Origin of the sequence: Microbacterium sp. MM2322 (assembly GCF_964186585.1) — a bacterium.
Lineage (GTDB): Bacteria > Actinomycetota > Actinomycetes > Actinomycetales > Microbacteriaceae > Microbacterium.
In genome coordinates this window covers 25,047-44,024 of record NZ_OZ075067.1, presented here as the reverse complement: position 1 = coordinate 44,024, position 18,978 = coordinate 25,047, and the positions used below count along the sequence as shown (strand labels likewise).

The window sequence follows — 18,978 nt, the reverse complement described above, 5'->3', positions numbered from 1 at the left end:
GTTGCACACGACTGTGCAACTTCGTATGCTCGTGGGGTGACCACGACCGCATCGCCGCGTCGTCCGCGAAAGGATGCCGCGTCGAACCGCGTCGACATCCTCGCGGCGGCGGCGGCCACCATCGCCCGCGACCCCCACGCACCGATCGACGCCATCGCGCGCGCCGCCGGCCTCAGCCGCCGCGCGCTGTACGGGCACTTCGACGACCGCGATGCGCTCCTGCGCGCCATGATCCTCAGCGGCGCCGAGCGGTTCAACGCCCTCGCTGACGGGGTCGAAGACGACGGCCCCGCCCCCGTCGCGCTCGCCCGGCTCGCCGCGACGCTCTGGGATGGCGCTGCCGGCGTGCAGTTCGCAGCGGCGGTCGCCCTCGACGAGTCTCACATCGACGAGACCGCCGCCGTGCTGACCCCGATCCGCCGCCGGGTCCTCGCCCTCGTGACGCGGGGGCGCGACGAGGGCACCATCCGCACCGACATGCCCGCGGTCACCGTCGCTCGCCTCATCGAGGAGGCGGCTCGCACGGTCATCACCCGTCTCGACACCAGCCGACCCGAGGCCGCCTCGGTCGCGGTCCGGGCGATCCTCAGCGTCGCCGGCCTCGGCTGGCGTGAGGCCGACGAGATCCTGAAGGAGGCCGCAGCGTGAAGATCGCCCTCGCCGCCGTGTCCAAGGGTCGCGCCGGCAGCATCCTCCCTCCCACCGACCTCGCGATCGAATCCGGCCGCGTCTCACTCGCGACCGCGGAGACCGAACAGCGCCCGTCGGTGCTCGGACTCATCGCCACCGGCCGCATGCGCCCCGACACCGGAACCGTCATGATCGACGGCTCGCCGAGCGCCCGCCAGGTCCGCCGAGCGGCGGCGCTCGTCGACGCCCCCGACGTCAACGACCCGGCGCCCGACGTGACCGTCGTCGGCGTCGTCGAAGAGGAGCTCATGTTCGCCGGGCGCCGTGCCGACCCGCTCTCCGCCCGCACGTGGCTCGGCGAACACGGCTGGCGCCACCTCGCACGGACGCCAATCGGTCAGCTTGATGCCGACGACCGCATCCGGATGCTGCTCGAGCTCGCCGCTCTCCGGCGCGGGATCGAGGCTCTCGTCCTCGTGTCCCCCGACCGCCACGGGGGCGACCCGCGCCACTGGTGGCGCATCACCGAGGAGTTCGCCACCCGAGGGTTCGCGGTCCTCGTGATCGCCGGCACCGCGGCATCCACTGCCCTCGACACCCCTCCTTCCCCGACCGGAGGCATCCTCTCGTGAAGATCCCCGCCCTGTTCGCCGCCGAGCTGCGACGCCTCACCTCCACCCGGATGCGGGTCATCGCGCTGATCGCGCTCATCCTGGTTCCCGTCCTCTACGGCGGGCTGTACCTGTGGGCCAACCAGGACCCGTACGGCAACCTCTCGGAGGTTCCCGTGGCCCTCGTCGTGCAGGACACGGGCGCGTCGCTCAACGGCACCGACCGGAACCTCGGCGACGAGGTCGCCGACTCACTGCTCGACGACGGCAGCTTCGACTGGCATGTGGTGGATGCCGACGGTGCCCGCGCGGGCCTCGATGACGGCGCGTTCGACTTCGCCGTCACCCTGCCCGGCGACTTCACGTCGGCGGTCGCCTCAATCTCGTCTTCCGACCCGCGCCAGGCCGAGATCGACCTGACGACGAACGACGCCAACAACTACCTCGCCTCGACCATCGGGACCCAGGCGGTCCAGCGCATCCGGACGACGGTGACAGAGAAGGTCGTCCGTGAAGCCGGCCTGACCATGCTGGACGCGCTCAACACGGTCCGCGTCAAGCTGATCGACGCTGCGGACGGAGCCAGCACCCTGACGGATGGGCTCGGCTCCGCGGGCGACGGCGCCGACACCCTCGCCGGTGGCGCGGACACCCTGGCGACGGGCACGACGAAGCTCACGAAGGGCGCGAACTCGCTCGCCTCCGGTGTCGACACCCTGGCGGGCGGTCTCCGCTCGCTGACGTCGGGCGCCCAGCAGGTCTCGGGCGGAACGGCGAAGCTCCGGAGCGTCGCCGACCGCGTGGGCTCCGCCGCCGGCCGGGTGTCGTCCGCCGTCCCGACGGTGCGGAAGGACCTCACCGCCGCACTCAAGAAGCAGGGGCTCGACGCCGCGCAGATCGCCGACGTCCTCGACGTCCTCGACCCGATCGGCGACCGCGTCGGAACGCTCGAGTCCCGCGTGCAGCAGGCCGTCGCGCAGATCGATCGACTCGACGACGGCGCCGCCCAGGTCGCGAGCGGCAGCTCGAAGCTCGAGAAGGGTGCGGCCACCGCGGCGACGGGAGCGCACACCCTCGCTGCCGGGATCACGAGCGCGGATGCGGGTGCGCACAAGCTCGACTCGGGTGCGCACACCCTGGCCTCCGGCATCCACAAGCTCGACGCCGGTGCCGCGACCCTCCGCGACGGCCTCCGCGACGGAGCGGCGAAACTGCCGGATGACAGCGCGAAGACGCGCGCCGCGCAAGCCTCGACCCTCTCCAGCCCCGTGGGGATCACGGCGGACTCGGTCACGCAGGCGCAGAACTACGGCGCGGGTCTCGCCCCGTTCTTCGCCGCCCTCGCCGGCTGGATCGGCATCTACGCGCTGTTCCTCATCGTGAAGCCGGTCTCGCGTCGTGCCGTCACGGCGCTCCGCTCCCCCATCCGTGTCACGATCGCCGGCTGGCTGACGCCTGCCGCCCTCGGCGCCGTACAGATGGTCTCGCTGTTCGGCGTGCTCTCACTCGCGCTGGGCTTCTCGTTCACGCATCCGCTGCCGACCCTCGGCATCCTGCTGCTCGCATCGGCGACCTTCGCCGCGATCATCCTCGCGCTCAATGTGTGGCTGGGATCGGTGGGCCAGTTCGTCGGTCTCGTGTTGATGGTGCTGCAGCTGGTCACCGCAGGTGGCACCTTCCCGTGGCAGACGCTGCCCGCGCCGCTCGCCGCGCTCCATCACGTGCTGCCGATGGGTTACGTCGTCGACGCGATGCGGCAGGTCATGTACGGCGGTGTGGCAGGTCGGGCATGGACGGATGCCGCGGTGCTCGCGATCTGGCTGCTCGGCGCGCTGCTGGTCGCCATGGCGGGAGTCACGCGCATGACGTTCCGCCGGACGATGCGCGACCTGCAGCCGAGCCTCATCGGCTGAGACTCAGCCGCCTGCGCCGGGAGGCGTCTCCTTGGCGTCGGCGAGCTCGTCGACGTGGAGGTGACGGCGGTCGATCGTCCCGTTGCGGTACGCCTGCCGCCCCACCATGTGTGCGGACAGCGGCGCCGTCGCGAACTGGATCAGCAGGACGGGGACGAGGAAGGCCACGACGGCCCACGAGCGCAGCTCGAGGCCGACCGCGATCGCGATCAGCAGGAGCCCGAGCACCTGCGGCTTGGTCGCCGCGTGCAGGCGGGTCGGGACGTCGCGGAAACGCAGCAGCCCGATCGCGGCGGTCAGGCAGAGGAGCGCCCCGACGAGGATCAGGAGGAGCGCCACGACGTGGAGGATCTCGGTCATTGCTCGGCTCCTCCGTCTCGACGAGCGACGAAACGCGCGATCGACACAGATCCGAAGACGCCCACCGCGGCGACGATGAGCAGCACCGGAAGCGTCCGCGTGTGGTGGTTGATCGCCATCTCAGCGCCGAGGGCGCAGATGAGCAGCGTGAGCAGCACGTCGGATGCGACCGCGCGGTCGAGGATCGACGGCCCGATGATGATGCGCCAGACGGTCAGCAGGGCGGCCACGCCGAAGACGGCGCTGATCACGACGATGAGGACGGTGGTCACGAGCGCTCCTCCTTCCCCGCGGCGCGGACGGCCTCGAGCTGGGCGCGCGACCCGACGGCCCGGACGAGGCGGGCCTCCCAGCGCTGCACCATCCGCCGCTGCGTCTCGACCTCGGCATCCGTCGCCGCACCGAGGACGTGCAGATACAGGATGCGGCGATCCCGGTCGGTCTCGAGGACGAGCGAACCGGGAATGAGGGATGCCGTGACCCCGACGTGCGCCATGATCAGGTCGTCGTCGGTCACGAGCGGCACGGCGACCACCGAGACTCCGGGCTGTCGGCGGGGCGAGACGACCTGCCACGCCACCATGAGCGACCCCTTGATGACGGCGCCGAGGAACTGGACGAGGAAGACGAGCAGCCACCAGGGGTTCAGGCGGCCCGACAGCTCGACGGGCGGCAGGCGGAACACGCTCGTCACGAAGACCGCGACGACGGTGCCGGTGAGGAAGGCGAGGACGGTGAACTGCCCCCACAGCAGCATCCAGAGCGCGATCAGCCACAGGAAGAACGGCAGCTGACGCCAGATTCCGGTCAGGGCGCTGCGGTGGACCTCAGTTCCCATCGTTCACCTCGTCCTGCAGCTGGGTGAGGCTCACGGGGTTGGGCAGCGCCGCACCGATGCTCGCGCACAGGTGGTAGAGCGGGCCAGCGAAGACGGTGAGGGCGATCGTGACGGCGACCATGCCGGTCGTCGAGGCGGTCATGATGCGCGGGATGACGCGGCGTTCGGTCTGCACGCCGGCGGCGGGAGCGTCGTCGAGGTACGAGATGCGGTCGACGACCCCGGACTCCTCGGTGTGGTCCTCCTCCTCGCGCCAGAACGACAGGTTCCAGGCGCGCATGAGCGCGTACAGGGTGAGGAGCGACGTGACGATTCCCGCGACGATCAGCGCATACATGATCGGGGTGCCGACGGCCGCGGCGGCATCGAACAGGGCGTACTTGCCGATGAAGCCCGAGAAGGGTGGCAGCCCGCCGAGGTTGATAGCGGGGATGAAGTACAGCACGGCCAGCAGCGGTGCCGCCCGCATGAGCCCCTTGACCTTGAGGATCGACGTGGACCCCGCGCGACGCTCCACGAGGCCGACGGCGAGGAAGAGCGTCGTCTGCACCACGATGTGGTGGACCATGTAGTAGATCGTGGCGCCGAGCGACTCGGGGGTCGCGATCGCCAGCCCGAAGACCATGTACCCGATGTGGCTCACGAGCGTGAACGACAGGATGCGTTTGAGCTCGGCCTGCGCGACGGCTCCGAGGATGCCGACGACCATCGTGGCCAGCGCGACGATCAGTAGCAGCTGATTGACGTCGTTCTCGCGGAAGATCTGCGTCTCGGTGCGGATCATGGCGTAGACGCCGACCTTGGTCAGCAGTCCCGCGAACACCGCCGTGACCGGCGCCGGCGCCGTCGGGTAGGAGTCGGGCAGCCAGAACGACAGCGGGAAGACGGCCGCCTTGATGCTGAAGGCGAGGAGCAGCATGAGGTGGAGGACCAGCTGCACCTCGTCGGGGAGCTCCCCCATGCGGTCGGCGAGCTGCGCCATGTTGACGGTGCCGAGCGCTCCGTAGATGGCCGCGATCGCCGAGAGGAAGAGGATCGACGAGACGAGCGAGACGACGATGTAGACGACGCCGGTCCGGATGCGGGACTCGGTGGAGCCCAGCGTGATGAGGACGTACGAGGCGACCAGCAGGATCTCGAACCCGACGTAGAGGTTGAAGAGGTCGCCCGCGATGAAGGCATTGAAGATGCCCGCGGCGAGGATCAGGTACGACGGGTGGAAGATCGAGACCGGCGTCTCCTCATCCCCGTCGGCCGCGCCCTGTCCCACCGAGAACAGGAGGACGGCCAAGAGCACGATGCTCGAAACGAGCACGAGAAGGGCTGCAAGCCGGTCGACGTACAGGACGATGCCGAACGGGATCGGCCATCCGCCCACCGACACGGCCAGCGGCGCACCGCTCACGTCGACGTAGTACAGCAGCACAGCGGCGATCGCGGCGGCGACGGTCAGGGTCACGATCGAGACGCCGACCTGCACCCGCCGGTGACGGCCGAAGATCAGTGCGATGCCCGCGCCCAGCAGGGGCAGGGTCACCAGGAGGGGGACGAGAGCGCTCATCGCTGACCTCCCGGCTTGTCGACGCCCGCGTCGTCGCGCAGTTCTGCGATGTCCTGCGCGTGGAGGATCACGATGGGCGAGGTCTCCGTCCCGATGAAGTCGGTCGTGGCATCGTCATCCTCGTCGGTGATCTCGTCGTCCATCGCCCCTTCGTCGCGGGCGCCGCGCTCGCGCACCTCGCGGTCGGCCTCGTCGTCGGCGACCGTGTCGGCCTGCCCGAGCTGCCAGGACCGGTAGATGAGGGCGAGGAGGAAGGACGAGATCGCGAAGGTGATGACGATCGCTGTCAGCGAGAGCGCCTGCGGCAGCGGATCGCTGAACGATTCGCCGTCGGTGTCGCTGCCGTAGAAGGGCGCGATGCCCGGAGCGCCCATCACGACGAGGAGGAAGAGGTTTGCGGCGTTGCCGAGGAGCAGGAAGCCGATGAGCACCCGGGTGAGGCTGCGTTCCAGCATCGCGTAGACGCCGGCTGCGAAGAGCGCACCCATGATGATGACGAGGACCAGCGAGACGGTCATGCGCTCACCCGATCCCGCAGGGCCTGCGTCTGCCGGTCGACCTCGGCGCCGAGCGAGCGCAGCACGTCGAGGACGAGACCGATGACGACGAGGTACACGCCCACGTCGAAGATGGTCGAGGTGACGAACTCGACGTGACCGATGCCCCAGATGTCCGCTTCCCAGAAGGTGCTGGTCAGGGGGTCGACGCCGAAGAAGAGCGGCACGATGGCGCACGACAGGGCGAGGACCATGCCCGCACCCAGGAGCCGACCGGCATCCGTCGGTGCAGCCGCACCCAGCTCCCATCTACCACCGGCGACGTACCTCATGACGAGGGCCATCCCCGCGACGAGACCGCCGGCGAATCCGCCGCCGGGCAGGTTGTGACCGGAGAACAGCAGGTACACCGACACCACGATGATCGAGTGGAAGAGGACGCGGACGATGACCTCGAGCAGCAGCGACCGGTTCTCGGGCTTCACCTTCAGCCCGCCGACGAGCCACGCCTGGCGCGTCGATCCCGGTGCCGTCGAACGGGGCCGCGGGCCGTCGGCGGTCTCGACGAGCGGGCGACGGCTGCGACCCGTGCTGGTCGGGAGCGACGGCAGCACGCGACTGTCAGAGCGGTTCGTCACGAAGACGAGGGATGCCACGCCGGTCGCCGCGAGGATGAGGACCGAGAGCTCGCCCATCGTGTCCCACCCGCGCAGGTCGACGAGAGTGACGTTGACGACGTTCATGCCGTGACCGATCTCGTAGGCGAGATCGGGGAACGGTCCGGAGACGGGCTCGGCGACACGGGCGCCGGTCGCGATGAGGGCGATGGCCGCCATTGTGACGCCGACCCCGATGCCGAGGACGGCCCGGACGATCGGCAGCACGGAGGCGTTGTGGTCGCCGAGGCGGGCGGGGATGCGGCGGAGCACGAGCGCGAACGCGATGAGGGTGACGGTCTCGACGAGGATCTGTGTGAGGGCGAGGTCGGGGGCGCCGCTCGTGGCGAACAACAGGACCATGCCGAGCCCGGTGACCGAGACCAGCACGACGCCGGTGTAGCGCTTGCGAGCGCGGATCGCGACGAACCCGGCGAGGATCATGACCGGCGCCGCGAGCAGTTGCGCGGGGCTCTGCCACGCGTCGACAGCGATCCGCCACTCGGTGGTCGCCGCGAGTGCCGTCGCTTCAGCGGCGATGAAGACGACGAAAATCGTCCCGACATAGAAGGGCAGCGAGCCGCGCTGGGTGAGCGACGTCGTCCAGACCGAGAGGCGGGCGATCCCGCGGAGGGTGAGGTTGTACACGTCGTTTGCGGTGAACGGCAGCATCCGCTGCGGCGCGGGGCGCCGCTGGGTGATCCAGAACAGCGCGGCGCCGAGCGCGATCGAGCCGAGCGAGAGGAAGAGCGCCGGCTCCCACCCGTGCCAGAGGGCCAGGTGGTACGCCTTGCCGCCCTCTTCGAGCGGGATGCCGTCGGCATACCCCGCGAGGCCGGAGTCGAGGAACGGCGCTGCGAACCCGGCCACCATCGAGAACCCGCTGAGGACGACGGGGGCCACGAGGAAGCCGATCGGCGGGTCGGGCCATTCGGTTCGCTCGCGGGGGGCACCGGCGGCATCCTTCTTCGTCCAGAACGCACCCCACACGAAACGGATGCCGTACGCCGCGGTCAGGGCCGATCCCAGCAGGATCCCGACGAGGGGGATGAGGGCGGCCGGCGAGGCGCCTCCCTCGAGAAACGAGGTGAGTGCCGCTTCCTTCGCCACGAACCCGACGGTCGGGGCGACGCCGGCCATCGAGGCGATCGCGATGATCGAGAACGTCGCGAGGGTCGGCGCCTGGCGCCCCACTCCCGAGAGCTCGCCGATGTCACGCGTGCTGAGCTGACGGTCGATCACGCCGACGATGAGGAAGAGCGCCGACTTGAAGAGGGCATGTCCGACGAGGAGAGCGAGACCGGCGAGGGCGCTGTTGCGTTCGCCGTATCCGAGGACGACCGTCAGCATGCCGAGCTGGCTGACCGTTCCGAACGCCAGGATGCGCTTGAGGTCGGACTCGCGGAGGGCTTGGAACCCGCCGAGCAGCATCGTGAAGATCCCGAGTCCGATGACGATCGGTCGCCACGGGTCGGTGTCGGCGAAAGCGGGGGCGAACCGGGCGATGAGATAGATACCCGCCTTCACCATGGCGGCGGCGTGGAGATATGCGCTCACCGGGGTGGGAGCGGCCATCGCGCCGGGCAGCCAGAAGTGGAAGGGGAAGATCGCGGACTTGCTGAGCGCGCCGACGAGGAGCATGACGATCGCGGCATCCAACGCGACGGCCTCGCCGCCCTCGAAGATCGGGCCGGTCTCGATCATCGTGGTGACGCTCGTGGTGTCGTAGAGGACGACGAGCATCACGACGCCGATCAGCATGACGAGTCCGCCGAGCGTCGTCACGAGAAGAGCCTGCAGGGCGGCGCGCCGGCTCGCACCGCGTCGGTGATAGAAGCCGATGAGCAGGTACGAGAGGACGCTCGTGACCTCCCACAGCATGATGAGCACCACGATGTCGTCGGTGAGGACGAGTCCGTACATGGCTCCCGCGAAGGCGAGCAGCACCGCCGAGAAGGTCGCGAGGCCCTCGCGCTTGCCGGCAAAGTACCAGCGGCAGTAGAGCATCACGAGCGCGCCGACGCCCGTGACGATGAGCGCCATCACCCACCCGAGAACGTCCATCCGCATCGACAGCTGGACCTTGAGGTCCGGGATCCAGGCGTATGTCTCGAACGGGATACTTCCCGCCAGAACGCGCGGACCCTGAAGGGCGGTGTGCACGAAAGCGGCGATCGGAACGAGCGCGGCCACGAGGAATGTGCGGGACCCGAGGCGGGCGACGAGGGCCGGCAGAAGAAGCGGCACGAGCGCGAACGCCGCGAGGAGGATCAGCAACCTGGCCTCCTCTGTGCAATCGCGGGGGTCGAGATGTTCAGTCTACCGGCTGAGACAAAGGCGGCGCCCGGCCACCTCCCAGGTCAGACCGATACCGGCGCCGTCGTGTTCCCTCGTCGGAATGTGCAGGTGAGGGTGAGGGATGCCGGTTCCCGACCCTCGAGCATCGCCACGACGGCCTCGCCTGCGGCGCGCCCCTTGGCGATCGAGTCCTGCACGAGTGTCGTGAGTACGTACGGGGCGAGCCCGTCGACCGTCACGCCGTCGAAGCCTGTGACACTGAGGTCCTCCGGCACGCGAAGACCGGCTTCCTCCGCGGCGCGGATGACGCCCGCGGCGAGCAGATCGCTCTGCGCGATGATCGCCGTCGGACGGTGGCCCGCGAGGAGCACCCGGCCCGCCGCGAGCCCTTCGTCGATCGAACTGGCCCCGACGGCGTAGGCGGGCGCGTCGGGGAAGACCTCTCGCGCACCGCGCAGCCTGTCACGGGTGACTTCGACGGTGATCTGCGCGGGGTCGTCGATGAAACCGCGGGGGCGCGCGGCATCCTTCGTCAATGTCACGAGCGCGACGTCTTCGTGGCCGAGTGAGCGCAGGTGCTCGGCCGCGGTGCGCTGCGCTTCGACGTTGTCGAGGAGCACGCGCGGGACGTCGGGACCGGCATCGCCCTCGATCACGACGACGGGGATGCCGCGACGCCGAAGGATGTCGACCGACGACTGCAGGATCTCGTTGCAACCGAGGAGGATCGCCGCGTCGAGCGGGGCGGTCGTCAGCGTCGGGCCGGTCTCGACCGGGCCATCTTCGTTGAGGAGCAGGATGCCGGCTCCGATCGGACCGATTGCATCGCTCAAGCCGTCCATCATGGCGGTCGTCACGGGGTCGCGGAACGCCGTGCCGAGGCGCTCGCGGAAGAGGACGGCGACGACGCCGGCCCGCCCGGTGCGAAGCGACGCCGCGCGGGGATCCGGGCCCGAATACCCCAGTGCATCCGCTGCCTTCATCACCTTCGCGCGGGTCGCGTCCGAGACGGCGACCTTGCCGCTGAAGACCACGGATGCCGTCGACGCCGACACTCCGGCCTCGCGCGCGACGTCGGAAATCGTCGCTCGGCGGCTGTTCATGCCTCGATCGTAGCCGCCGGAAGCGGATTGTCGAATCGATTCGGAGATCCCGCTAGAGTGACCGTCATGACCCTCGAGTTGACCGCCTCCCGCCTGTGGACATGGCGCCTCGCCGTGTTTGCGATCTTCACAGCAAGCGGCTTGAGCATCGCCACGTGGGCGTCGCGGGTGCCGTCGATCAAGGCCGCGCTCGACATCGACAACGCCACGATCGGCCTGCTGCTCCTCGGCATGGGTGCCGCCTCGATCATCGGCCTGTCCGTCGCGTCCGTCGTCGCGGCGCGGCTGGGCACGCGCCTCGGGATGCTGCTCGTGATGCTGGTTCTGGCTGGCGGGATCTTCCTCATCGGCATCGGAACCGACGTCATCCCCTCGCTCCCCCTCGTCCTCGTCGGCCTCGCGCTGTTCGGCTTCGGCAACGGCACGCTCGACGTGCTGATGAATGTCGACGGTGCGGCGATCGAGGTCGAGGTGAAGAAGACGATCCTGCCGCTGTTCCACGCGTTCTTCAGCCTGGGCACCGTCATCGGCGCCGGCATCGGAGCACTCGCGGCGAGCGCGCGGATCGCCGTCGTCCCCCACACCACCGTCGTGGCGGTCGCGATCGTCGTACTCGCCGTCATCGCCTACCGCTACGTTCCACACCGCGAGTTCGGCTCCGCAGACGACGCGCCCACCGGCTGGCGTGACCGCCTCTCGACCGCGCTGTCGGCGTGGCGAGAACCCCGTACCTACGTTCTCGGCGTCGTCATGTTGGGCATGGCGTTCGCCGAGGGCGGCGCGAATGATTGGCTGGCCCTGGGCGTCAGCGAAGATCACAAGGGAGGCTTCGCGCTCGGCGCCGCCGCCCTCACGGTGTTCTCGATCGCGATGACCGTCGTCCGCGTCTTCGGCGGGCCGCTCGTCGACCGCTTCGGCCGGGTCGCGACGCTGCGGGTCCTCGCCGCGACGGCCGTGGTCGGCATCCTGCTGTTCATCCTGGCGCCGAACCTGCCGCTCGTCTTCGTCGGCGCTGCGCTGTGGGGCATCGGGGCATCGCTCGGCTTCCCCCTCGGGATGTCGGCCGCGGCAGACGACCCGGCGCGGGCCGCGGCGCGAGTGAGCGCAGCGGCGACGATCGGCTACGTCGCGTTCCTCTGCGGCCCGCCGGTCCTCGGCCTCATCAGCACCCACATCGGCCTGCTGCCGACGCTGTTCATCATCGCGGCGCTGGTCGCGGCATCCGGTTTCGCCTCCGGCGCCGCCAAGCCCCTGCCAGGAACCCGCGGCACGAGCCACTGAGCGAGATCAGAACAGGCGGGGGGCTCCCGACTCGATGCCCTTCATCTCGTCGTAGTCGAGGGTGACGCAACGGATGCCGCGATCGGTCGCGAGGACCTTCGCCTGCGGCTTGATCTCCTGCGCGGCGAAGACGCCGGTGACGGGAGCGAGGTGCGGATCGCGCCCCAAGAGTTCGAGGTAGCGGGTGAGCTGTTCTACACCGTCGATGTCGCCGCGACGCTTGACCTCGACGGCGATCGTGCCGCCCTCGGGGTTTCGCAGCAGCAGGTCGACCGGACCGATCGCGGTCGGGAACTCCCGCCGCACGAGCGTGAGGTTCTCACCGATCACGCCGACCTGTTCGGACAGCAGCCGCTGCAGATCGGCTTCGACCCCGTCCTTGACCAGTCCCGGGTCGACACCGAGTTCGTGCGAAGAGTCGTGCAGCACCTCGTAGATGCGGATGGTGAGCTCGTCACCGGTCTTCGCATGCGTGACGCGCCATTTCTCGACGACGTCGATGTCGTCCTCCCCCGGCTCGATCACCGTCAGGGTGCAGGGCGGGCTCATCCAGTTCAACGGCTGGTGCTGGATGTCGCGATGGAACGCGACGGTGCCGTCCGCCTTGACCATGATCAGGCGGGTGGCGGGGGGCAGATGCGTGTTCAGGCGACCGGTGTAGTCGACGGAGCAACGGGCGATGACGAGACGCACGGCGACGAGCCTACCCGCGGCATCCGTCCCTCTAGGCTGGATGCATGACGACACGCTCCCCCTGGTCCTGCATCCTCTGGGACGTGGACGGCACCATCGTCGACGCATCCGTCGGCATCCTCAGCCGGCTCGACCGGTGCCTGACCCACTTCGGGTACGCGCCGCCGACGCGGGCAGAACTGGTCCACTGGATCGGGCCGCCCATGTACGAATCGTTCCAGAAGAACGTCGGGATGACGCCGGAGCAGGCCACCGAGGCAGTGTCGTACTACCGCGCTCTCGGCAGAGCAGACGGCTTCACTGCGAACGTCGAGCTCTACCCGGGCGTCGGAGAGCTCATCGCAGACATCGCGGCAGCGGGCATCCCGCAGGCGACGGCGAGTTCGAAGCCCGAGAATCAGGTCGTCGCGCTCATGGAGCACTTCGGGCTCTCAGAGCACATGCAGGCGATGGCCGGCGCGACGCCCGACGAGATGACCCTGGCCTCGAAGGCCGACATCGTGGCGGAGGCGCTCCGCCGCCTGACGGCAGCAGGTGCGGACATCAGCCGTCCGATTCTCATCGGAGACCGCCACCACGACGTAGACGGGGCCGCCGCGAACGGCGTCCCCGTCATTTTCGTACGGTGGGGCTTTAGTTGGCCCCACGAGAGTGAAGGAGCGCAGGCGGCGGTCGACACGATGGTCGAGCTCCGCCGCCTGCTCCTCACAACTGAGGTGTGAAACCTCAGACGGGGCGAATGTTCTCCGCCTGCAGGCCCTTGGGGCCCTGGGCGATGTCGAACTCGACTCGCTGGTTCTCTTCCAGCGAGCGGTAGCCCGAAGATTCGATGGCTGAGTAGTGGGCGAAGACGTCGGCGCCGCCTTCATCGGGGGCGATGAACCCGAAGCCCTTTTCCGAGTTGAACCACTTGACGGTACCGCTGACGCTCATGAACTGCCTTACTTCGTTGATGCCGACGACACGTGCGCCGGTCCTTCCCCAACCTAGCTGTCATGGCGCCCGCTGTCTCCCCCTGTGACCTAAGGTGACACAAACGTTGCCTGCCGGACCCCTCTCGGTAGTCAACATGACAAGCGAAAGACACGTCGTGATACCCCCAGGGGTATCCTCCGAGGTATGCGCACCATCATCATCGGGGGTGTGGCGGCCGGGATGTCGGCGGCCACGCGTCTGCGCCGGCTCGACGAACAGCGTGAGATCGTCGTCTTCGAACGCGGGCCCGACGTCTCCTTCGCGAACTGCGGTCTCCCCTATTACGTCGGCGGCGTGATCGAGGATCGATCCGCGCTGTTGCTTCAAACCCCGGCATCCCTCGCCGCTCGGTTCGCCCTGCAGGTGCACGTCCGTCACGAGGTCGTCGCGATCGACACGGCCGCGAAGACCGTCACGGTTCGCGACCTCGACGCCGGCGCGGAGCGGGTCGAGGAGTTCGACGACCTGGTGCTGGCCATGGGGGCACGGGTCACCGGCGGCATCCCTGGTGACGGCGTACCCGTCATCAGTCTGCGGAGCGTCGAGGACGTCGACGCGATCACCGAGGTTCTGTCCGGGTTGCCGGCGCCGCGGGCGGTCGTCGCGGGTGCCGGGTTCATCGGGATCGAAGCCGTGGAGAACCTCGTGGCGCGCGGGGCGCACGTCACACTCGCGCAGCGCGGCGCGCAGGTGCTGAGCCCTCTCGATCCCGAGATGGCCTCGCCGGTGCACCGCGCGCTGACGGATGCGGGGGTGGAGCTTCGCACGGGCACGACGATCACGCGTATCCACGCCGACGGGGTCACGCTGTCCGACGGCACGGAGGTGGCCGCCGATCTCGTCGTCGACGCGCGCGGAGTGCGTCCCGATGTGCGTATCGCAGAGGCAGCCGGCATCGCGCTCGGTCCGACGGGCGGGATCGCGGTGGACGGCAGGCACCGCACCGACGTCCCGGGGATCTGGGCGGCAGGCGACGCGGTCGAGAAGTCGGACCACCTCGACGGCGAGGCCACCCTCGTCGCGATGGCGGGGCTCGCGAATCGGCACGGCCGGGCCGTCGCCGACGACATCGCCGGAGCCGCGACCGTACCGGCGACCCCCGCCCTCGGCACCACGATCGTCGGGGTCCTCGGCCTCACGGTCGGACTCGTCGGGTGGAGCGAACGGCGCCTGCGCGCGGCAGGACGTGCCCACCGCGTCGTGCACACGCATCCGTTCTCGCATGCCACCTATTACCCGGGTGCCGAACAGATGGCGATGAAGCTCCTGATCGACCCCGAGACCGACCTTCTCCTCGGCGCGCAGCTCGTGGGGCGGGCCGGTGTGGACAAGCGGCTCGACGTCCTGGCGGTCGCGATGACGGCCGGGCTCACGGCATCCGCTCTCTCCCAGCTCGAGCTGGCGTACGCACCTCAATACGGGTCGGCCAAGGACCCGATCAACATGGCGGGGTACGTCGCCGAGAACCTCGCGACGGGAACGGATCGCACGATCCAGTGGCATGAAGTGGATGCCGCTCGCGCAGCCGGCGCGGTCGTGGTCGACGTGCGGACGACGGGCGAGCACGAGGCGGGCGCGATCCCCGGGTCGATCCTCCTGCCGCTCGACGAGCTGCGCGAACGGCACGGCGAACTGCCGGACGCTCCGCTGATCGTCCATTGCAAGGTGGGGCAGCGCGGGCACACCGCCAGCCGCATCCTGCAGCAGCTCGGTCACGACGTCCGCAATCTCGACGGCGGGTGGCTCACCTGGACCGACGGCCTCGAGGCCGCGCTGCGAGAGAAGGGGTGAGTGACGTGTCGACCACCGTGCACGACGCAGATGCCGCCCGCCGGATCGCGAACCGGCTGAAGCGCGCGCAGGGCCAACTCACCGCGGTGATCACCGCGGTGGAGGGAGGCGGAGACTGCCGCGAGGTGGTCACGCAGCTTTCCGCTGTCTCGAGTGCGATCGACCGGGCCGGGTTCGCGGTGATCGCCGCCGCAATGCAGCAGTGCCTCACGGAGGACGATGGCGATGAGGGACGCGTGCGCATGGCAGAGCTCGAGAAGCTGTTCCTCTCCCTGAGCTGAGGTGTCCGCCGAGTCCGTGAGACTTCGTGGAATATCGAGGAGTGGCGCCCTACTGTGGGTGACGTTGCGACAGTCCTCGCCGCATGCCACCGTCAGGGAGAGCCCGATGAGTAAAACGGTCAGCATCGTATCCGGAGCAGTCCTCGTCGCACTGGGGCTCGCTTTACTTGTCCTCGCGGGCCTCAACTCATACGCGCAGATGGACCGCGTCGACCGCGAAGGAGGGGCAGGCAACCTCTTCGCACTCGACGTCTTCTGGCTGGGCCTCGTGGGATTGCTCGCGCTCGCGCTCGGGGCGATCGCTCTGACGCGACCTCTGCGTCATCGCGACCGACCTATCGCGGCGCGCTGACGGGGCAGCACTCGTTCGCCGTACCGCCCTCATCCGACCAGCTCCCCGCTGTCAGCGGGCCGCGCGGCGGCGGGCGAACGCCGAGACGACAGCCACCACGGTTCCCGTCGCGACTCCCACGACGGTCTCGCCAAGGCGGTCGGTGAGCAGGACGGTCGCGGTCGTCGGCGCCGCGAGTTGCACCATGAGCAGTGCCAGCGGCGTGATGAAGACCATCGCGATGCCGTAGTTGCGTCCCACGAAGAGCTCGGCAACCGCCTGCAGTGCGATCGCGATCAGGATCACCGCCAGGGGCGGAAGGTCGAGAGCGAGGATCGCCGCGGCGAGGAGGACGCCGATCACCGTGCCCACGAACCGTTGAACGCCGCGGATGACGCGGGCCTTGACGTGCGGACCGCTCACCGCGGCGACCGCCCCGACCATCGCCCAGTACCAGTGCGCGTCGAACAGCACGAGCCCCAGCATCCCTGCGAGAAGGGTGCCGATGGCGACCGTGAGCGACATCTCGGCCGCGACCGAGCCGACCGGGATGCGCTCCTTCCCTCGTGAGAGGTCCGGCAGCGACCGTGCGGACACCGCCTCATACGCGAGTGTGATGAGGATGGAGAAGACCACCGCGGCGAGGCCGACGGCGAGGACGTCGATCAGTCGGGTGGTATCAGCGGGAACGGATGCCGTGGCCCCCGTGGCGAACACGATGAAGAGCGCGCCGGGTGGATGCCACTGCGCCGAGTACGCGAGCAGGGTCACGATCGAGGCGCCGGCCGACACCACGACGATCGCCCACGGTGCGGCCAGGTCGGCGACCGACGTGGCGGTGCCGATGAGCATGGCGGTGACCAGGACCGCGCCGGCGGACGCCTGCATCCGGATCCGATCGCCGATCCGGTCGGTGCGCCCGTAGAGCGAGGCGAAGGCTCCGAAACTCGCGTAGATGCTGAGATCGAGCCGGCCCATCGCCCAGAGGACGAGCAGCGGGACGCCCACGCTGATCGCCGCGCGGACCGCGACCGTGTGATCGCGGTCGTAGGGCGCGACGCGGATGACCCCGGTCCAGATCCGGCCACGCGAAGCACTCACCTGAAGAGCCTACGAGCCTGCGGCGGGGCCGGGAAACGACGAAGGTACCTCGAGGAGCGTTCCAGGGATGGCCCAGATCCTTTCCAACGCCCAGGTCAAGAGTTGTTTCCGGAAGCGCTCGATCTGCGTGCCGTGTCGTCCGGTGCAGGAGGCAGGATGTCGACGTCTTCGTGCGTCAGCACCGTCAGGTCCTGAATCACCTCAACCCGAACTGACGTCGCCAGCCTGTCAGTCGGCCGCTACCAACTCGGGCTCGCTCAGTTGGGCAAAGACACGATCGGACGCTCGTCCGCGCCGACCTCTCGAACCGATCCGGAGGTCTCGTAGAAGTTGAAGAGGTCGGGCGAGCCCCATGTCGTCTCACCGACCGATCCATCGGGCCACACGACGATCACGTCCTTCGGCCCGACCCAGATCGCGCTGACCTCGACCGATCTACCGTCCTTGAGCAGGAATCTGCTGGACTGCGTCTGCTTACCCTTGAGCTCCTCTTCATCGGTCTTCGACGCCTCAGTCACCGGCCCTTTCGTATACGCGCGTACCCATTCGCGCAGTATCTCTGGCTTCTCTATCGTGAGTTGCTCGAGCGTTTCCGGCACCTCGGACCACGGGTACTCGTATTACTCGACAGACGCGACGTCATCAACGCTGATCCCGATGGAGCGTTCGGTAGTGTTCTATGCCTGCGACCTGCGATTTTGCGGAACAGTTTTATCTCTCCGAGCAAGGGACGCCTCTGTACGTGACGGCGTGGGAGCGGTACCGTCGACCAACCGATCGCTCCGGAGCCCCGTCGTGAGCTGCTCAGGGGGCGGGATCCTCTCCGGCCGCTCGTACCAGATCTCGTTCTCCAACGCCGGCGGGAACACGTACCTCGACACTGGCTGCGGAGGCAGCAGCCCGAACGCAGGGCTGCAGCTGCGCTATCAGGTCTACCCCGGCGGCCCGTGGGCGACGACGTCGCAGCGGGTACAGCAAGGCCCCGTGACTTCTCAGACGCAGGGTGGCATCTGGAACGGTTACCACAAGGCGTTCAACGGCACCGGCGTCCAAATCGGCTCGACCAACTCGTAAGGAGCACGACATGAAGAAGCGCACGATGGTCGTGAGCGCATCCCTCGGCGCCACCGCTCTGGTCGCAGCTGGCGCGGTGGCAGCATTCGGCGGGTCGTTCACCAACCCCGAAGCCGGTCCTCTCCCCGACGGTGTCAAGGTCGTCACCCAGGAGGTCTACGACAAGGCGTTCTCCGAGTTCTCCGCCTGCATGAAGGATGGCGGGTCGCCGCTGTTCGGCGAGCGCGAAGTCGGCCAGGTGAAGGAATTCTCCTACATGGACACCGGCCAGGCCGTCTACGACAAGTGCTACGTCGCCTTCGCGCCCGTGGACTTCCAGTGGCAGATCGCCCACTCCTACGAGTCCGAGACCTTCGTCCAGTACCGCGAGTGCCTCACCGACATGGGCATCACGCCCGGGAAGGACGCGGACACCATCCTCGCCCAGGTGGAAGAGAGCGGGCTCGACGTCCAGAGGTGCTTCGCGCCGGAAAAGTAGCTCCAGCGCCGGAGACTGACCTCGGCAACCCGGAGAAGCGGCGAGCGCGCGAATATGGATATCACGCGCTCACCTCGGCTATGGCATTCGCCGTCGCCAACATGCGCCGCATCGTCAGCTTCATCCAGGCGCAGGCTGTCACAGCCCTCGGCGAGAAAGCGCTGAGGGAACGAACGAGGAACCGAGCCGAGTAGCGCCTGCCACCGGGGTCCTGAACTCCGACACGAAGTGAACAGAAGCGAGTAGCCCCGAAAGGGGCTACTCGTGTTGGGGTACTACGGGCAAAACGACAGGATCAGGATCAAAAGCGGCTGAGCTCGCTCATCAACGACGAAACCGGCCGGGATTTTCATCACCGACCGGCTCTGCCTTTTAATTTCCACACAGCTACTGCCTGTATTTGCACACAGACCCGTCTGTGCGCGAGGGGGGAGTTGAACCCCCACGCCCTTTCGGGCACTGGCACCTGAAGCCAGCGCGTCTGCCTATTCCGCCACTCGCGCGAA

The 18,978-nt window shown here is 68.6% G+C and carries 21 protein-coding genes and 1 tRNA gene; 10 read left to right on the top strand and 12 right to left on the bottom strand.

Going from position 1 to position 18,978, the window contains the following annotated elements; translation table 11 throughout:
- Positions 1–36: 36 nt before the first annotated feature.
- The 3 genes from ABQ271_RS00240 to ABQ271_RS00230 are packed head-to-tail and all read left to right on the top strand — an operon-like array spanning position 37 to position 3,154.
- Entirely contained in the window at positions 37–648 is a 612-nt protein-coding gene (locus ABQ271_RS00240; protein ID WP_349309563.1) for a TetR family transcriptional regulator, read from the top strand.
- On the top strand, positions 645–1,262 hold the full coding sequence (locus tag ABQ271_RS00235) for a hypothetical protein (RefSeq protein WP_349309562.1): 618 nt from the start codon (positions 645–647) through the stop codon (positions 1,260–1,262). Before ABQ271_RS00240 ends, ABQ271_RS00235 begins: the two co-directional genes overlap by 4 nt.
- Positions 1,259–3,154: a YhgE/Pip domain-containing protein gene (locus ABQ271_RS00230; protein ID WP_349309561.1), complete on the top strand. Its 1,896-nt coding sequence runs from the start codon at positions 1,259–1,261 to the stop codon at positions 3,152–3,154. Before ABQ271_RS00235 ends, ABQ271_RS00230 begins: the two co-directional genes overlap by 4 nt.
- A gap of 3 nt (positions 3,155–3,157) precedes the next feature.
- On the opposite strand, the gene mnhG is transcribed toward ABQ271_RS00230, so the two are convergent.
- The 7 genes from mnhG to ABQ271_RS00195 form a co-directional block, all read right to left on the bottom strand.
- Positions 3,158–3,514, bottom strand: coding sequence for a monovalent cation/H(+) antiporter subunit G (mnhG, locus tag ABQ271_RS00225; protein ID WP_349309560.1), 357 nt, complete (start codon positions 3,512–3,514; stop codon positions 3,158–3,160).
- Positions 3,511–3,786, bottom strand: a complete 276-nt coding sequence (locus ABQ271_RS00220) for a monovalent cation/H+ antiporter complex subunit F (protein ID WP_349309559.1) — start codon at positions 3,784–3,786, stop codon at positions 3,511–3,513. Before ABQ271_RS00220 ends, mnhG begins: the two co-directional genes overlap by 4 nt.
- Positions 3,783–4,352: a Na+/H+ antiporter subunit E gene (locus tag ABQ271_RS00215; protein WP_349309558.1), complete on the bottom strand. Its 570-nt coding sequence runs from the start codon at positions 4,350–4,352 to the stop codon at positions 3,783–3,785. The genes ABQ271_RS00220 and ABQ271_RS00215 overlap by 4 nt, the downstream gene beginning before the upstream one ends.
- A complete protein-coding gene (locus ABQ271_RS00210; protein ID WP_349309557.1) occupies positions 4,342–5,913 on the bottom strand; it encodes a Na+/H+ antiporter subunit D in 1,572 nt (523 codons plus the stop codon). Before ABQ271_RS00210 ends, ABQ271_RS00215 begins: the two co-directional genes overlap by 11 nt.
- Positions 5,910–6,431: a Na(+)/H(+) antiporter subunit C gene (locus tag ABQ271_RS00205; protein WP_349309556.1), complete on the bottom strand. Its 522-nt coding sequence runs from the start codon at positions 6,429–6,431 to the stop codon at positions 5,910–5,912. The genes ABQ271_RS00210 and ABQ271_RS00205 overlap by 4 nt, the downstream gene beginning before the upstream one ends.
- Positions 6,428–9,343 (bottom strand): Na+/H+ antiporter subunit A, encoded by a 2,916-nt coding sequence (locus ABQ271_RS00200; protein ID WP_349309555.1) that lies wholly within the window; start codon positions 9,341–9,343, stop codon positions 6,428–6,430. The genes ABQ271_RS00205 and ABQ271_RS00200 overlap by 4 nt, the downstream gene beginning before the upstream one ends.
- 83 nt (positions 9,344–9,426) lie before the next feature.
- Positions 9,427–10,467 (bottom strand): LacI family DNA-binding transcriptional regulator, encoded by a 1,041-nt coding sequence (locus tag ABQ271_RS00195; protein ID WP_349309554.1) that lies wholly within the window; start codon positions 10,465–10,467, stop codon positions 9,427–9,429.
- A 66-nt stretch (positions 10,468–10,533) separates the two neighbouring features.
- Here ABQ271_RS00195 and ABQ271_RS00190 point away from each other — a divergent pair, with 66 nt between their 5' ends.
- Complete coding sequence (locus ABQ271_RS00190; RefSeq protein ID WP_349309553.1) at positions 10,534–11,748, top strand: MFS transporter; 1,215 nt, start codon at positions 10,534–10,536, stop codon at positions 11,746–11,748.
- 6 nt (positions 11,749–11,754) lie between these two features.
- On the opposite strand, the gene nucS is transcribed toward ABQ271_RS00190, so the two are convergent.
- On the bottom strand, positions 11,755–12,441 hold the full coding sequence (gene nucS / locus ABQ271_RS00185; RefSeq protein ID WP_349309552.1) for an endonuclease NucS: 687 nt from the start codon (positions 12,439–12,441) through the stop codon (positions 11,755–11,757).
- A gap of 44 nt (positions 12,442–12,485) precedes the next feature.
- Between nucS and ABQ271_RS00180 the strand changes: the two genes are divergently transcribed.
- Positions 12,486–13,163 (top strand): HAD hydrolase-like protein, encoded by a 678-nt coding sequence (locus ABQ271_RS00180; protein WP_349309551.1) that lies wholly within the window; start codon positions 12,486–12,488, stop codon positions 13,161–13,163.
- A gap of 4 nt (positions 13,164–13,167) precedes the next feature.
- On the opposite strand, the gene ABQ271_RS00175 is transcribed toward ABQ271_RS00180, so the two are convergent.
- Positions 13,168–13,374: a cold-shock protein gene (locus tag ABQ271_RS00175; protein ID WP_018187833.1), complete on the bottom strand. Its 207-nt coding sequence runs from the start codon at positions 13,372–13,374 to the stop codon at positions 13,168–13,170.
- Between the two features lie 186 nt (positions 13,375–13,560).
- Here ABQ271_RS00175 and ABQ271_RS00170 point away from each other — a divergent pair, with 186 nt between their 5' ends.
- The 3 genes from ABQ271_RS00170 (at position 13,561) to ABQ271_RS00160 (ending at position 15,840) form a co-directional block, all read left to right on the top strand.
- Positions 13,561–15,207, top strand: coding sequence for an FAD-dependent oxidoreductase (locus ABQ271_RS00170; RefSeq protein WP_349309550.1), 1,647 nt, complete (start codon positions 13,561–13,563; stop codon positions 15,205–15,207).
- The gene (locus ABQ271_RS00165; protein ID WP_349309549.1) at positions 15,204–15,488 is read left to right on the top strand and encodes a metal-sensitive transcriptional regulator; all 285 of its coding nucleotides are present in this window, start codon (positions 15,204–15,206) and stop codon (positions 15,486–15,488) included. Before ABQ271_RS00170 ends, ABQ271_RS00165 begins: the two co-directional genes overlap by 4 nt.
- Before the next feature lie 106 nt (positions 15,489–15,594).
- Entirely contained in the window at positions 15,595–15,840 is a 246-nt protein-coding gene (locus ABQ271_RS00160) for a hypothetical protein (protein ID WP_349309548.1), read from the top strand.
- Positions 15,841–15,891: 51 nt separating this feature from the next.
- On the opposite strand, the gene ABQ271_RS00155 is transcribed toward ABQ271_RS00160, so the two are convergent.
- Both ABQ271_RS00155 and ABQ271_RS00150 read right to left on the bottom strand, forming a co-directional pair.
- On the bottom strand, positions 15,892–16,920 hold the full coding sequence (locus ABQ271_RS00155; protein ID WP_349309547.1) for an FUSC family protein: 1,029 nt from the start codon (positions 16,918–16,920) through the stop codon (positions 15,892–15,894).
- A 257-nt stretch (positions 16,921–17,177) separates the two neighbouring features.
- The gene (locus ABQ271_RS00150) at positions 17,178–17,438 is read right to left on the bottom strand and encodes a hypothetical protein (protein WP_349309546.1); all 261 of its coding nucleotides are present in this window, start codon (positions 17,436–17,438) and stop codon (positions 17,178–17,180) included.
- A 277-nt stretch (positions 17,439–17,715) separates the two neighbouring features.
- Here ABQ271_RS00150 and ABQ271_RS00145 point away from each other — a divergent pair, with 277 nt between their 5' ends.
- Together ABQ271_RS00145 and ABQ271_RS00140 are read left to right on the top strand one after the other, a co-directional pair.
- Positions 17,716–17,994, top strand: coding sequence for a hypothetical protein (locus ABQ271_RS00145; RefSeq protein WP_349309545.1), 279 nt, complete (start codon positions 17,716–17,718; stop codon positions 17,992–17,994).
- A gap of 10 nt (positions 17,995–18,004) precedes the next feature.
- Positions 18,005–18,472 carry a hypothetical protein gene (locus tag ABQ271_RS00140; RefSeq protein WP_349309544.1) on the top strand — a complete coding sequence of 156 codons (468 nt, stop codon included), beginning with the start codon at positions 18,005–18,007 and terminating at the stop codon, positions 18,470–18,472.
- A 419-nt stretch (positions 18,473–18,891) separates the two neighbouring features.
- Here ABQ271_RS00140 and ABQ271_RS00135 read toward each other — a convergent pair.
- Positions 18,892–18,975 (bottom strand) — tRNA-Leu (locus ABQ271_RS00135).
- Positions 18,976–18,978 lie beyond the last annotated feature (3 nt).